Raw genomic sequence first — 14,165 nt, forward strand, 5'->3', positions numbered from 1 at the left:
TTTGCTGGAGCCGCCGAGGGTAAAATGATCACGAGAACTTTATCGCTATTGGTGCTTTTTCTCTTTGGGTTTATTGGGCAATCGCCTGCCAACGACGACTGGACAAGCCATCCCGAATGGTCAGGCGACTGGAACCTCACACCAGAGGTCTCAGAACTCTTGGGTTTCCCAAGGGGTGACGATAGTTCGGGCGTGCCGATTTCGTTGCGAATCGGTTTCTTTGTATCCAAGGAAGCGGCGTTTGAGGTGATTGGGGAAGACACGGTTCAATCGGCTCAACGGTTGATCGAAAAGATGGGGCACAATATTGCTGCAGGGCGTTACAGAGAACCCTTGGAAAAACGCAATGATTCAATCTGCTTCATGAGTACAAAAGCTGGTGCTACCTATCTTTGGTTGGGAGATCAATCCACGACTGCGAGCGTCGCGAAGATTCACTTTGTCCGCGGCGTTTCTCCTGCAAAAGATCTTCTGATATTGGATTTTGGCGGCGTTTTCAAACAGCGTATGCAGGGCACAAAGGCATCCAGCAACCAACGTGCAATTGGGTATGGCCGCCAGCGTGTGCCAACCAAAAGCAAATAACAACGCAATGCACCCGAGTCGCGAAGTCGGGCGTTTTGACAATTGAGAATCCCTCGTCGCGACCGGGTGATTGCAAACGTTCTGCCACGCACGGTCCTACCGTCATGAAATGTCATCACAGCTTCGGCGCACTAACGCGACAGACTTATCCGATAGCGAGCTGATACTGCTCGACGTTGCTGCATACCTTGGTGGATCGCGTTACCTCTTTTCGCGAGATGTGCTTCCGCTTCAATACAACTATCCTTCGCATGATCTCGACGACTTGGAACTGGCTCAAGCGCTTGACCGGTTCGAGGCCCGAGGGTGGATCACCGGTGAGGACTTTATCAACCGTAAGGCGAAACCCGACCGTTCAATCAAAATCACGCTTGATGGTGCGGATGTTTGGGAATCCGAACGACACCCCGATTGGTCTCGGAATGTCACTGACACTTCCGGTCGTACGATTCCCGACACCGAACGTCATCGAATCCGCATCTACGGGCATTCACTTGCTATATGCCGGGAGTTTTTCGACGCCGCTTGCGCATGCGGATACTACGACCACGATGGCGGTCAGATTGTTACCGCTGAGGGTCACGATCAACTCGTCTACTGGCGCCCGGCACAGCGCATCTACTTGCTTTCCGCTTGGGTCAACTCGTGGAGCCTTCGTACGGCTTGGCCCGGCTTCGAGGCACGCCGTACTTGGTGGAGAACGCCAGACGAGATCGGTAAACTTTGGGGATTGCCTCCAGCCCAAACTTGATGCGAACGGAGGCAGAACAATGCCGTGCACCGAAGGACGGCTTGCGCGTTTTCACAAATGGACAATCAATCGCCCGTCCTCGGTGACGGCCACCGTTCTCTCGACGACTTGTAGGAATTCTTGAACGCAATGACGGATCCCAAGAGCATCAAGCGAGTCGGTGAGCTCTTGGCCCTATTGCCGGGCGTCACGCACGCTAAACTACGGAGATCGGATGCTTCTTCAGTGGTTGACGCAGTCATTGGTTGCGAATCGCTCGCTGGCTTTGATGCGGTTGCTAGGTCCGCGTGCGGAGCGAACGTTCTGGTTACTTTAGGTCGTTCTGAAGCGACGAGTTTCCGCAAGTTAGAATCCGTTCCGTTCTTGAATTGCAATGTCCACTTCGACGACGCAGAGGTCGAATGCCCGTCGGAGTGCGAGCGTTTCGGTTTTTACGTTGCTTCCTTTCTGTACAATGAATCGATTATCGACGACTCATCTTTAGATGAATTGGAAACGGCATGGTCCGTTAATTTCTCGAGAGAACCATGACATGCACGGGAGAACGGCTTGCATGGTTCTACAGGTGGAAGATCGTTCGTCCGTTCCCCGTGATGTCCGACGTTATTGCACTGAGGTCGCAAATGTACGCAGTCATCGCCCTTGCCGCATTATTTGTTTCACCCGATTACGATGCCCTCATCGACAACCTTGCTGGTGACGTAAAAACTGCCACCGAAGCGCATGGCACACTAAGTAACGCGGGGATAGATGCGTTTCCTGCGCTGCTTGGACGCATCGACGACAAAACCATAATTAATAATGGGTTGTTTCAAGGGGAAACCCTCCATAAGCCGACCATCGGGATCGTGTCGTTCGAGATCATTCAATACCAAATCGAAAGCGGCTGGCCGAAAGCGCTTCGGCGATACTATGCACTCAACATGCAGAACGTGAGTTCTTGGCTGGACAAGCACAAAGGGCGTTCAATTACCCAGTTGCGTATACGTGCCGTAGTCGATTCCCTGGACGCGATTACCACAGAAATTGAGGAGCAGTGACTTACCAATAGCCGACTGCGGTCGCTGTCATTTTTGCGAGATCGCCTTGGTGAAATTTTGGTCGACGCGGACAAGAAGCAATAACCATGACATGCACGGGAGGGCGGCTTGCGCGGTTCCTTGAAGTGGAGAGTCTTTCGTCCGTCCCCCGTGATGTCTAGCGTTACGTGGTAGAAGATGCGAACCTACAACTACACACTCGATGATGTGGAGCACTTCGCAAGATACTTCGCGGTGTTGGTTCACGATCCTAACGCAACCCGCTCACTTCATTTTCAATGCTCGAGCTTCTATTGGTCTGATGAAATGCCCAGATTTGCCGACGATGGGTATGACGCATCAATTCGGCACTTCATGTTGTATTTGCTTAGCTACCGCAAAATGCTGATGTATGGTGAGGACGTGCCAGCTTTCCTACCCTTGTGGCATCGGTTGAAAGCGCGCTGTCCAAAATGGCCGGGTTTTCGTGCTGAGCGAATGAATTCATCACTGATACCTGAGCTTGAAATGGAGAATGATATAGAACTCGATCGGCTGGAACGCATGCTTGACGTTTGCAAATGACGAAAAGAACACCGCACTCGACTTGCCGCTGATGGAAAACTAAAACCGAAAACCACGTAACAAAGCGATGAACACCAAGCCCTCGATGGGTCGTTTGGGCAATGGTTGCTCAACCACTCGGGCTGGGTTATCGCTGCCGTTCGCCGACAAGAATTCACCTATGACCTTTAGCACTTTGGAATACTCAGCAACACTGCTCTCGACTTGCTTGTTTCTAGTCGCGATGGGCTGCGATGCCGGCAATCACAACACTTCGAGCGAGTCTCGTGCTATTGCAGCGGGCCAGACCAACGCACTCGAAGATTCGCTGCGCAACGATCTCGGACTAACAAGTAGTGACTCATTGAATATCATGCGTACCGGAGTCGCATTCTCCATCATCCACAATGAGAACATTGAGTACGCTTGGGTCTATACTCAAGGAAGTGCAGGCCATCGGTTGCTCTGCCCAATGCGAGAACGCCAACCTGAAGCGAGATGGAAGATTCCTGACATCTCGATACCCGAGCCAATGGGGGATCAGGACCCTTTCTTCAAGCAGTTTAGCGACGCACCCTCCGATGAAGATTTAGAGGCGTTTGTTGCTTATTGCGACGCCTTGCCGCTTTTGAGTCCATCCAAATGAAAAATGAAAGGATAGCGGCGAACCATGGCATCCACACGCAGCGGGGATTGCGGCCGAATTTTGAATGGACAGCTTTACTCTCCCCGCCCGGTGATGCCGGTCGTTCCCCGACTGATGGCCATGGCTAGCTCGATCAAGATGCGCAACAGCGCGGACAACATGGACGTCGTCGCTCAAGACCAGTCGTTCGCTGATTGCATTGCCGAGGGCTCGCACTTCGAAGGTGCGACACTCACCCGGGTGACGTTCACAGACTGTGACTTGTATTGGGCGTCTTTCTTCATGGCTGAACTCACTGACGTGACGTTCGAACGTTGCGATCTTCGTGGTTCCGACTTCAAGGAGGCAAAGATGCGCAACTGTCGGTTCCTAAGCTGCGATGTTGGTGATGACGCACTTGGAGGCAAAACGGAGTTTGGTGAAACCGACTTGTCCACGGTACAATTTACGAACTGCCGTGGCCGATGATTCCGCTTTTTTTGGACGTTGGAAAGTGCGGGGAACAATCGCGTGCACCCGAGTACGCGAGTCGGCTTGTTTTGAAATCAAAAATTTTTCGCGCGTGCCGGGTGACGTTCCCCGACTGGACTGCAAACTTGACATTCCGTCGATTTCGAATCCGAACACTATTGCTAAGCACGACTGCGGTGGCGTTTGTCATCGTTGCATTCAAACCTTTCACACCACCGGTGTCCCTTAAGTCGATGGTGACGGCTCCGTTTCCCGAGCCGTTTTCACACCTTGATGGGAGCTGCCGGCAAATTCGGCTCACTGTTCAAAATGACGGACGCCTGCCCGTTTGGCTAAGACCTAGCGACAGCCTCAACCCGGACGACTCTTGGTGGGCACCCTCCGGTGGGGCAACTTGCGTCCGACTAGATATTTACAAAGACGACTGCACCAAACTTGCTGCGGGAGAAACGCGGACATACGATGTTGCTCTGCACTCCGACTATGAGAAGTTCAGGCTCTTCGTGTATGCACGTGATTGGCGAGGGCACGATGGTTGCGTGGATCTCGGGCAACACGCCACCGATTTCCGAAAACGCGGGGAACAATGAAATGCACGGGAGATCGCCATTACGCTTTACTACCGATGACCGTCATTGGGGCGATCCCCGTGATTTCTACCGTTCGGTGGACCAAATGAGAACCTTGCTTCTTGCTGCAACACTATCGCTCGTCTTCGCGTCACCGGCATTTGCGACCGTGCAAGCGAATGACAGCGTAAGCGTTGGTGGCAAGACTTTCGGTATTTTTCAGCTTCCGATGAACGGCTTGCTGCGCTACGAGCACGAGAGACCGGATGACCGTGAGCTCTTCCCACTATTCGAGGCACCGCATACGGCCAATCACCGCGGATATATCGCTCAGTTTGCCATCACTAACGGACGGCTCTACCTCAACTCGATCAAAGGGCGTATCGACGGTAAAGATGTTGCCGATCAAGATATTGTTGACAAACGTTTTCCGGTTCGCGCTCACTGGTACACTGGCTCAATTTTCATCTCGGTCGGTGGATACGACCAATTGGAAGAACGCTTTCGTTACGTGATCGAATTCTCGATTGAACGCGGCAAAGTCGTTGCGACGCGATACAGCGATTTGAGACGTATCCCTATAACTTGGAACGGACTCGATGCTCCATCACCAACAACAGAGACCACCGAACCAGACGATGCACGTGAGTCGCCGAATTGATTTTTTTTGAAGTAGTGAGTCTTTCGCGGCGGCCACGTGGTCATTAACGTTGAACCTACCCTCGCATCACGGGCGATCTAACGCCGGACCGCGATTGGTGACTAGAGCAATTCGGCGAGCCCTCGCCGAATTCGATCCGTCTGTACATTACCGCGGCAGGATTTCAATTGCGCAGGCCGTCCACAACATTGCGGCAATGCATCGTCCGCTCCGCTTTCCGAGCATCCTCCAACGAGTCGATCGGCTCTGTCGAGGAGACTTGTCCATGCATTCGTCAGCCCACAGCACCAGCAAACGATCCCGCTGACCGTGTGCAGGCCAATCAACCTTTGGGCTGCCTTGAGCTGCAGTCTGCTTGTAAGATCAAACACGTGCAAAAAATCCGTCGCGACTTTCTCTGCGTCATGGATGACGGCGAGCAAGGTATTCAGTGCGTGGTGAAGAAGTTTTGGTCAAAATTTCAAACCGAGTCATCTTGCCCTACGCGTCAAATAGTTTCAGTGAAGACGGAGATTCTGCGGCTTGCAATTCCGAAATACCCAACCAGGCCTGAGTGACTTCCTGGTACACGTTGCGAAAGTCAGTGCTCATTTGCAGGTCACCGTCGACGAGGTCGGTCAGCTTGGGCGTTGTTCCAGTCAGACCAGATCGGACTCGGTTGCCGGCGAGAAAGACGGGGCCGGCCGTTCCATGGTCGGTTCCTTCGGAGTTGTTCTCAGCGACTCGCCGGCCAAATTCGCTGAAGCCCATCACGCACACTTGATCGGACAGTCCCGATGCTTCAATGTCGTCGAGAAATGCTTTGGTGGCATCGGAAAACTCTCGTAACAACCGGGAGTGCGACGGCAATTGAGCCGCGTGGGTGTCGTAGCCGCTTTGAATTGCGTAGTAGATGGGTGTTTGAAAACCGCTTTTGACCATGGTCGAAATGGTTTGCATGCGCCTGCCGATTCTTGTAGTTGGGTACTTGGCACTACCATCGGCTCCACCCTCGGTGTTTCGCTCCAATGCACTGGCGGTGGCAATCGCGTCTTGCATCGTTTGGTCGACGAATTGGGCAAGCGAGAACTCGGAAGCCTGGTCGCTTGTAGGTTTTGGTTGAGCGTGAGCAGGCTGGCGCAGTCGCAAATCGGTCAGGCTCGATAGCGTCACGGCAGTCGAGCGTCGACTCTGGATGGCCAGCGGTTGCGATTCATCGCCGACCAGAATCATGTCCGGGTCATCTGTTTTCTTGCGGGCGGCGTCCATCGCCATGCCAAGCCACCCATGAGATCGCAGCACGTCCTCGTCACCAACTTGAGCCGAGTGCCAGATCGCCATGCTCGTGTCGTGAGACCGACTCGGGTTGGGATAGCCGACACCTTGAACGATACCAAGCTTACCCTGTTCAAGCAGATCCGCCGCAGAACGCATCGACGGATGAAACCCCACCGAGTCGTTAATCTTGAGTAGCCGATCCGTCGGCAATCGCAGTTTCTTGCGGTGCTTTGCGTAACCTTCGTCGGCGTAAGGGACGATCGTGTTGATTCCGTCATTGCCTCCGCTCATCTGGATCACAACTAAGATCTTGCCGTTTCTGTTCGACCGAGTTCCTTCGTCCGCCATCACTGCCCGGCTGACCAGCGAAGGCATTGCCCCCAACACAACGGCGGAACCATGGCCAAGAAATCGTCTTCGATTTGTCTTCATCGTTTGTCCCCGTGTCTTTGTGGAATTAACTAACCAAGTTGCGACGCCGGTCGCCGAAGGATCGCTTTCATGTCACCGGTTGCATTCTCGTGACCCAAGAGCAACCTGCTCGCGAACTTGGATTGATCAGCCGGCGTCGAAAAGCCGTGCTTCTTTGCCAAAACCGCGATGTCTGGTGGCCTATTCGGCCGATGCAACTCGCCCCGGCACAACGCTGACACATAGTTAGCACGGCCGATCATTGTTCGGGTCGTTAGCCACGATCGACCGCCGGGCCAGCCAAACACGTTGGGCGGATAGAACAGGTCTTGGCCGAGCTTGGACGCCCACTCCGCCAGCAACAACGTGCTCGGCGGCGGATCGAGCATTTCCAACGCCCGCAGAGGCCCAATCATGAACTGAACCGGGTCAAGCACACGGTTGCCGATGTTGTCCTCGGAAAAGAACGCTTCGCTGCGGAGGATGGTCTCAACGGCCCAGCCAATATCCAGGTCATGGTCGCGAAGACCGCTGGCCAGTTCGTCGAGCGCGTCGTCCGTGATGACATCTTCGCCAAAAAAGACTTCGCACAAACGCATCGCAATTCGCCGGGCGGGCGGTTCTTGTTTCAGCAGGATGGCCAGCACATCATCGCCATCGAAATCGCCTTGCTCACCGAGCATCTGCTTGGTTCCGTCATCGTGGTACGCCGGCACGTGCTCGAAGTCGCCGCCACGAACCGTCCAGCCCGTTAGTGCTCGAGCGACTTCCTTCACATCGGTTTCGCTGTAGTGACCGACGCCCAGCGTGAACAATTCCATTAACTCGCGAGAAAGGTTCTCGTTCGGTTTGCCTTTGCGATTGGCGTTTGCATCCAGCCAGACCATCATCGCCGCATCTTTGATGACCGCTCGCAAGAGATCACCGAACTTGCCCATTGCGTGCCTTCGCAACAAGTCGTTCTGACGTTTCATCATCGCCACGTTGGCAACCTTCAAGTTGCTGGTCGCAAAGTGATTGTGCCACATCAACGTCATGCGTTCGATCAGCGGATCACCCGAATACAAGATCCGATAGAACCACCAAGCCTTCAGTCGATTGATGTCACCGGAACTGACCGCGGCGTCACCAATCAGTCGCTGGAGCGAATCAAAATCATCCGTCGCGTTCCCGCCACGCAAGACTCGATCAACGGCGACCTCGGGCCCAGCCTGAAGATCCCGTTGCAATTCCCCCCAAGTCGCTCCGATCCCAGCACGTCGATGCAAATGGTGAATGCGACGAAGATCCCACGGCAATGCGTCGGAGGGAATGAATTGCTTCCATTCGGTTGGGCGAGGATCGTTCATGGTGCCGCATGGGGACCTGAAAGCGGCTCTATGTCTCCCATGTCTCGCGTCTCACCGGGTTCCAATGCGATGCTTTTGATAATCAAGGTTGGGAACCGTCCTGGTTCGTCTTCGATTCCGAAGGCGTATTTTAAACCTGGTACCAAGCTCGGTATTTGAAACTTTCCCTGGTCGTCGGTACGAATATCCAGCGACGAAGGGACGTTGAGGAAATCATGTTCAACCTCGCTCGCCTTGTTACCCCCATGGGTGTAGGAGACGATTGGAACGTCTCTGATCGGTGCACCGTTCTTATCTAAAAGTCTTCCGGACACGGTGGCGGCGGGTTGCAGTTGTACCATTGCATCGGTTGTCCCTGGAGCGATCACAGCCTGCCCGGCCAAGTTGCGTTCCCCGTGCCAAAACAACAGTTGCCGTGACTTACCGTCAGTGAATCCAAGTGCCTTGAAGTCAGACGATTCAGTCTCACGCCAGTATGCCATCGCACGCGTCCCGCGGATCAGCGTCCCGGCCAACGGTTGCCCTTCGGCATCAACCACACGTCCTTGTGCCGATGCGCCCAGTACCAAGCCAACTGTGATTTCCACATTTGAATCAAGATTCTCTGGATTCACTTCCGCAACCGCGTGATAATTGCTCGTCGAAATGAGATGAGGAGCGGTTACCAGAAAATCATCGTCATCATTATCGGACTGACGACCTTCGACAATCAAATCATCGCCAACCCCGAACAGGTAGTCGTCGCGAAATCCTCTTGCGGCAATAACGCCTCTACCCGGCAGCACGGCAAGCCGAAAGTTCCCCTCATCGTCTGTTTCAACTCCCGATGAACCAACGTGTAGCCCCAGTCCCGTGCTTCGGAGTGTTTGATAAGCCCGATTCTTGTCGAACACGAAATAGGAAAGATAGGCACCCACGGATTCTTTGCTTTGTTGATCAACAACGTTGCCGTCCACCCAAACGCCCCGTGGCACCTCCAAGTTGATCTCCAGCGGATCTTCGCCTGGAGTGATGTTGACTCGCCGCTGTACCGCAATGAACGGTTGATCTTTCGGTGACAAAACGGTAAGCGTTTGCTTTCCACTTACAGGAACGCCCGTCAACCGGAAACGACCTTCATCGTCGGTCGTCGCGGCAATCTCATTCATTGGATTCCCAGCCGTACCGCCGGAGACCTGAAAACCACTCAGTGGCTTCCCCGTTTCCAGGTCGCTCAGCACACCGGTGATGGGACGCGTCGGTCCGGCAACAAAATCAAAATTGTTTGGGACATAGTGAAGCGTTCCTGACGCCGGTGCATTTTCGTACCAGGGAACCGAGATGGGGTTGATCGGAACTCCAGTAACGACGCGAATTTCTTGCGTTTGGATCGTCGGGCTCTCAAGCAACAACGCCACGATTCGACCGGAACCAAAGCTCGGCATCTCGAATCGTCCCTCCGCATCCGTTTCAACCTGCCTCTTGCTGAGGAATGATGGCAGCATCGCGAGTGAGAAAAACTTACGCTGGACCGCCATCCCGTCCGGTCGATTAGCAAGCATCTTTCGCCAAGCGCCGACCCCAAGACTGTCGGGCACGGGAACTTCAAGAGCGTTGAAAGTTACTTTTACCTTAGGTACGGGCTGACCTTGCAGATCAAGGATTCGACCAGATAGCGGCTCGTCCTCAATGGCAAGACGCAGTTCAAGCGGTTGGTCCGAAACGCTGTCGTGCAAGTTCGCCACTGCGGGGGCAAAACCATCCAGGGTTGCCACCACGGTCCCATATCTCAGGAGTCGTTCGTCATAAGACTGAGAACGCTTTGATAGGGGGATAGCGAACTCGAACGAACCGTTCTGCTGGCAGACCGCCAACGGAATCGCTTGCTCTTCATCCGACAGCGGCTCGACTAAGCTGCCGGCATAAAAGATTTTCGCGCCAGAAACCGGGTTGCCGTTGGGATCGATTACGCGTCCGGTAATGCGGATGGGTGAGTGCGCCGCTTGATCTTCCGATTTGTTCTGGCGACTTCCAGTGCTGACGCTGGCGCCAGCGTTTGATTTCTTCATCGTTGATGAAGATATTGAATCGTTCGCACCATGAGTTCCGGGCTGAGGGACATCAGCAAGTTCGATGGTCTCTCCCGGCTTGGCTTTGGTCAGGTCAATCGTGAAGTCAACTTTGTTGCCGATTCGATTGTGAGCCTTCATCTTGTAGACATGACCGGCCATCAGACCTTTGATCTCAAATTCGCCAGCGTTGTTGGTGTGACACCAACGAATCATGAAGTCCAATGGCGGAGCGTTTCCGTTTAGCAAAAGTTCCTGGCAGCCAACAAAGTATCGCGCCGCGGGAAGACCGGTTTCGTTCTCGATTAAACGTCCGGTGACTCGCACGGACGGTTCGAGTTTGACAGCAATTTCCGGTGGTGCGGTGCCTTCGAGCCGGTACTGGCCAACCAGCGTTTCGTCTTGATTTTTAAAGAACGATTGACGCGGGCCCTTGCCGTCGTAGCCGTTGACCATGAACCGTTCGGTCAAGAGTGCTTTGTCGGGACTGTTTGGGGTCCAGTACGGGTCGCCTTCCGTTAACCCGAGGGCGTAGAGATTCGAAATGGGTTTGCCATCGGGGCCGACGACGCGGCCAGGAATGCGAACACCTCCATCGAGCGTTAGGTCGCTCGTCAATGAGGTTGCGTCTTTGGCAGGATTGATCTGTTTTAGCAGATGCCAATCCGAGGCCGGGAAGGGAACCGGTAGTGTCGGAATTTTACCGGTCGACGGATCATAGCCATCGATCGTCTCGGCACCGGCGGCGAGCGGATAGCCAGGATCGAGCGACGTGACCAACAACACCCCAGGACCTGACAGACCGGGTAAACGATAACGGCCGTCACTATCCGTTACGTATCGCTGATAGACCCGGACAGGATCTAGCCTCAACTTGGGATCCCAACCGGCGATATCCATCGCGTATGGGTTCTTACCCATCGCCATGTACTCGATTGCCGCTGATCGTGGTTCCCCACTTTCTTTATCCGTGATACGTCCTTCGATCCAGACGCCCCGCTTGACCTGAATCTCGATACGCTTCGTTTTGCCATCCTCAAGACTCAGTGAAACTTCCTGCGGTGCAGGTAGGTAAGGTTCGGATTTCGGCGGCACCGCTTCAATAATGTGCCCGTCGCCTGGCGGCATACCAATGATGCGAAAGCGACCTTGCTCATCGGTCACCGAACGCATCTGGCGAGTGTCCAGCCGCAACTTTGCATATTCGCGTCGGAATAGGCGTTCGACAGAGACCAATACGCCTGAGATAGGTTTGCCCGTGTCGTAGTCCGTGACAGTCCCTTCGACCGGAATTGATGGAGCAGCGGAATAGTTGAATTCTCGTCCGACGAACAAATCCTTCGTTCCGTCGGGATATTGATCCATGTGTGGTAGGCTGAGCGTCTCCATCTCGCGACCGACAACATGCACGGGGCAGGCTTCGATACGTTCGTCTTGAAAGACGAGCGTGGCTAGTTGATCATCGCCGATGCCGCGAATTTGAAACTCGCCGTTTTCGTCCGTCTTTGCTGGCGGGAAGAGTTTTTGCAGCTCGCTTCTGGCAAGTCCGCCGGCGATGCCAGTGGAATTCATCGCGTCATAAACGCCCTGTTTCCAAGTATTCTCCAGGGCGTTCGTCAGCTGCGGAACGTTTGGTTGACGAAGGCTTTCGACGATCACGGTTACATTCGATAATTTGTTGCCTTCCAGATCGATGATCCGCCCCCGAACCGGCTGCGATTCAGGGCGCATGACAAGTGTTCTGCTAGCGAACCGTCCATCGCCAAACGCGTCGTCGATTCTGGACTGCAGTAAATATCTCTCCTTGTTGGGAATTGGATCGTCCTGGAACACATCCAGTGGCAACCAATCCATCCCATGCCCATCAGAAGTTGCAACGATTTGAACTCGAGCGAATCGAGAGCGTTCGCGGATTTCCGAAGTCGTTGCTTCATCAAGCAGGAAGTCAAAACGGCCCCGCTCATCGGTTGAACCCAACTCACGCAGCAGGCCCTCGCGATTCTCCATGTTCACTTCGCTATTGAACTCGAACGACGTGACTGCCAACCAAATCTTTGCGCCGCCAATTGGGGCTCCACTTTGTTCGCGGACGATGCCACTGATCTCAATCTCGCTTGAATTTGCTTCGGACTCGGTGACCGAATCTTCATTCGAATTCTGTGCGGTCGCAATCGTAACAGTGCCAACACAGATCGCGGCCAACAGCCCGACAGTTGATGCGAGGACAAATGCCCATCCACGCCGGCTGAGGAACGTTTGCGTGTCGCGAGCTTCGTCTAGTAGTCCCGCCACGCGATGTTCCAATTTCCAGCGAGACGCGAAGAAGCCGACGCTGCCGGGGATCGTTTCGGGCTGCTGAACAAGTTGAGCCAGCGACAACAGTGTGCGGCTGTAGATGGGCGCTTCAGTGGTTGCCAACACAAAGTTGTCACAGACTTCTTCGCGGGCTTTGGCGAGTTCGCGGTTGAACTTCCGGACCAGTGGATGAGGCCAATAGATCGCTGCGACCAGGTTTTGCAACAAGACGACAATCTGGTCTCGCCGGACGACGTGTGCGACTTCATGAACAAAGACATCGGCAAGCTCGGTCGGACTCGAATCGGCAATCAACCGCTTGGGAAGGACAACCGAACCAGCAAAGATGCCCGCCGCGAGTGGACCAGAGATTTCGTCGGACGCGACAAACCGGGGCGTGTGTCCCTCATGGCAACCGGCCAGAGCACAGGCCTTTTTGAACGCAGCCAGGTAGTCAGGATCAGCGATGGGTTTCGCTCGGCGTAGGATTTCTGCCAGCCGGATCCAGCCAATCGTCATTCGCATCAGCAACAACGTTGCACCCACTGCCCAAACTAACGTGGCGATGGTCACGATGATCGCCAGCCACTGCATCGGCGAGCGAGAGTCTTTCACGGTGGGCGTAGTTGGGGAAGGTTTTACTGGAACATCCGGAACCATCATCGGCTTGCTCACGACGGGCGTGCTTGCAATCTCTTCCACGCTGCTCGCGTCCAAGACCGGCGGCGCGATGGATGCATTGACTTGCTGTGTCGGCAAGCTTTGCATGGGCGAGTCGTTTGCCGGCGTTGGCTGCTCGGTCGCGGCAACTGTTGCTGTTGGAACGGTTTCATCTGGCAAAGCGAGCGTCAACCAGCCAGTGCCTTGTGATTGAACGAGTGCCGATACAGCGGGACTGGCCAACACCAACAGCAGGCCGCAGCACAGAATCCAATATCGCATGGCGGCTCGTTTGCGAAACAACATCGCGACGCACAACAAAACCGCTGTCAAAGCTGACGAGTGAATCAGGACGTTGATCACCCACAAGACCAACTGGTCAGAGAACGCATTCATGATTGACCTCCGCGTTTCTTGCTCGGTTTCCGATTGGCCTTCTTGGTCGATTTCGTTTCCGCCGTGTCGATCATCTCGCGAATCCGATCGGCTTCATCGGCCGACAGCCCGCGATATTCCATCAACGCCGTCACCATTTCCTCGGGCGAACCGGCGAACAGGCGGTCGACCATTTGAGCGACCTTGGCCCCGAGGGAAGCAGTGCGAGGTCGATTGGCCGAGTACCAGAACGTTCGGCCTTCGGTCCGATGCCTCAACCATCCTCGTTCCTCTAGACGGACGATCATCGTTTGGATCGTGTTGCGAGCCACCTCGCGTCGCTGTGCCAATTTGTCTCGCACCTGCGTGACGGTGACCTCCTCGTGGTCCCAAACGACCTCCATGATTTGACGCTGCGCCTCCGTCAGCGGTGTCGTATCCGGCTTCGTCATATCCCAATTCCCTCGAAAGCGTTGCATGCCTACTCTGTGTAGGTATTCTTGC

The 14,165-nt window shown here is 54.5% G+C and carries 11 protein-coding genes; 7 read left to right on the forward strand and 4 right to left on the reverse strand.

Annotation, left to right across the window (positions count from 1 at the left end; translation table 11 throughout):
• From RE6C_RS32135 to RE6C_RS06010, 7 genes are all read left to right on the forward strand, one after another.
• Positions 1 to 585: hypothetical protein (locus RE6C_RS32135; protein ID WP_039961303.1), on the forward strand; the 585-nt coding region annotated here is incomplete at its 5' end.
• A 109-nt stretch (positions 586 to 694) separates the two neighbouring features.
• Positions 695 to 1,336 carry a hypothetical protein gene (locus RE6C_RS05975; RefSeq protein ID WP_081605575.1) on the forward strand — a complete coding sequence of 214 codons (642 nt, stop codon included), beginning with the start codon at positions 695 to 697 and terminating at the stop codon, positions 1,334 to 1,336.
• A gap of 623 nt (positions 1,337 to 1,959) precedes the next feature.
• On the forward strand, positions 1,960 to 2,376 hold the full coding sequence (locus RE6C_RS05985; protein WP_144054670.1) for a hypothetical protein: 417 nt from the start codon (positions 1,960 to 1,962) through the stop codon (positions 2,374 to 2,376).
• Between the two features lie 177 nt (positions 2,377 to 2,553).
• Complete coding sequence (locus RE6C_RS05990; protein ID WP_008654774.1) at positions 2,554 to 2,940, forward strand: hypothetical protein; 387 nt, start codon at positions 2,554 to 2,556, stop codon at positions 2,938 to 2,940.
• 160 nt (positions 2,941 to 3,100) lie between these two features.
• A complete protein-coding gene (locus RE6C_RS05995; RefSeq protein WP_039961309.1) occupies positions 3,101 to 3,565 on the forward strand; it encodes a hypothetical protein in 465 nt (154 codons plus the stop codon).
• A 24-nt stretch (positions 3,566 to 3,589) separates the two neighbouring features.
• Entirely contained in the window at positions 3,590 to 4,033 is a 444-nt protein-coding gene (locus tag RE6C_RS06000; RefSeq protein ID WP_236617977.1) for a pentapeptide repeat-containing protein, read from the forward strand.
• 510 nt (positions 4,034 to 4,543) lie between these two features.
• Positions 4,544 to 5,266, forward strand: a complete 723-nt coding sequence (locus RE6C_RS06010; RefSeq protein ID WP_008654777.1) for a hypothetical protein — start codon at positions 4,544 to 4,546, stop codon at positions 5,264 to 5,266.
• A 480-nt stretch (positions 5,267 to 5,746) separates the two neighbouring features.
• Here the strand turns inward: RE6C_RS06010 and RE6C_RS06015 are convergent, their stop codons facing one another.
• The 4 genes from RE6C_RS06015 to RE6C_RS06030 are packed head-to-tail and all read right to left on the reverse strand — an operon-like array spanning position 5,747 to position 14,113.
• Positions 5,747 to 6,955, reverse strand: coding sequence for a DUF1501 domain-containing protein (locus RE6C_RS06015; RefSeq protein ID WP_008654779.1), 1,209 nt, complete (start codon positions 6,953 to 6,955; stop codon positions 5,747 to 5,749).
• A gap of 29 nt (positions 6,956 to 6,984) precedes the next feature.
• Positions 6,985 to 8,283 carry a DUF1800 domain-containing protein gene (locus tag RE6C_RS06020; RefSeq protein WP_008654780.1) on the reverse strand — a complete coding sequence of 433 codons (1,299 nt, stop codon included), beginning with the start codon at positions 8,281 to 8,283 and terminating at the stop codon, positions 6,985 to 6,987.
• Positions 8,280 to 13,682 carry a M56 family metallopeptidase gene (locus RE6C_RS06025; protein ID WP_008654782.1) on the reverse strand — a complete coding sequence of 1,801 codons (5,403 nt, stop codon included), beginning with the start codon at positions 13,680 to 13,682 and terminating at the stop codon, positions 8,280 to 8,282. Before RE6C_RS06025 ends, RE6C_RS06020 begins: the two co-directional genes overlap by 4 nt.
• On the reverse strand, positions 13,679 to 14,113 hold the full coding sequence (locus RE6C_RS06030) for a BlaI/MecI/CopY family transcriptional regulator (protein WP_008654784.1): 435 nt from the start codon (positions 14,111 to 14,113) through the stop codon (positions 13,679 to 13,681). The genes RE6C_RS06025 and RE6C_RS06030 overlap by 4 nt, the downstream gene beginning before the upstream one ends.
• Positions 14,114 to 14,165: the final 52 nt, after the last annotated feature.

It is taken from the genome of Rhodopirellula europaea 6C (assembly GCF_000338295.1).
In the GTDB taxonomy this organism is placed as follows: domain Bacteria; phylum Planctomycetota; class Planctomycetia; order Pirellulales; family Pirellulaceae; genus Rhodopirellula; species Rhodopirellula europaea.

Coding starts and splice junctions, on each gene's coding strand:
- RE6C_RS06020 (WP_008654780.1), bottom strand. CDS start 8,283: ATGAACGATCCTCGCCCAACCGAATGGAAGCAATTCATTCCCTCCGAC.
- RE6C_RS06000 (WP_236617977.1), top strand. CDS start 3,590: ATGGCATCCACACGCAGCGGGGATTGCGGCCGAATTTTGAATGGACAG.
- RE6C_RS05975 (WP_081605575.1), top strand. CDS start 695: ATGTCATCACAGCTTCGGCGCACTAACGCGACAGACTTATCCGATAGC.
- RE6C_RS05985 (WP_144054670.1), top strand. CDS start 1,960: ATGTACGCAGTCATCGCCCTTGCCGCATTATTTGTTTCACCCGATTAC.
- RE6C_RS05990 (WP_008654774.1), top strand. CDS start 2,554: ATGCGAACCTACAACTACACACTCGATGATGTGGAGCACTTCGCAAGA.
- RE6C_RS06010 (WP_008654777.1), top strand. CDS start 4,544: ATGCACGTGATTGGCGAGGGCACGATGGTTGCGTGGATCTCGGGCAAC.
- RE6C_RS06015 (WP_008654779.1), bottom strand. CDS start 6,955: ATGAAGACAAATCGAAGACGATTTCTTGGCCATGGTTCCGCCGTTGTG.
- RE6C_RS05995 (WP_039961309.1), top strand. CDS start 3,101: ATGACCTTTAGCACTTTGGAATACTCAGCAACACTGCTCTCGACTTGC.
- RE6C_RS06030 (WP_008654784.1), bottom strand. CDS start 14,113: ATGACGAAGCCGGATACGACACCGCTGACGGAGGCGCAGCGTCAAATC.
- RE6C_RS06025 (WP_008654782.1), bottom strand. CDS start 13,682: ATGAATGCGTTCTCTGACCAGTTGGTCTTGTGGGTGATCAACGTCCTG.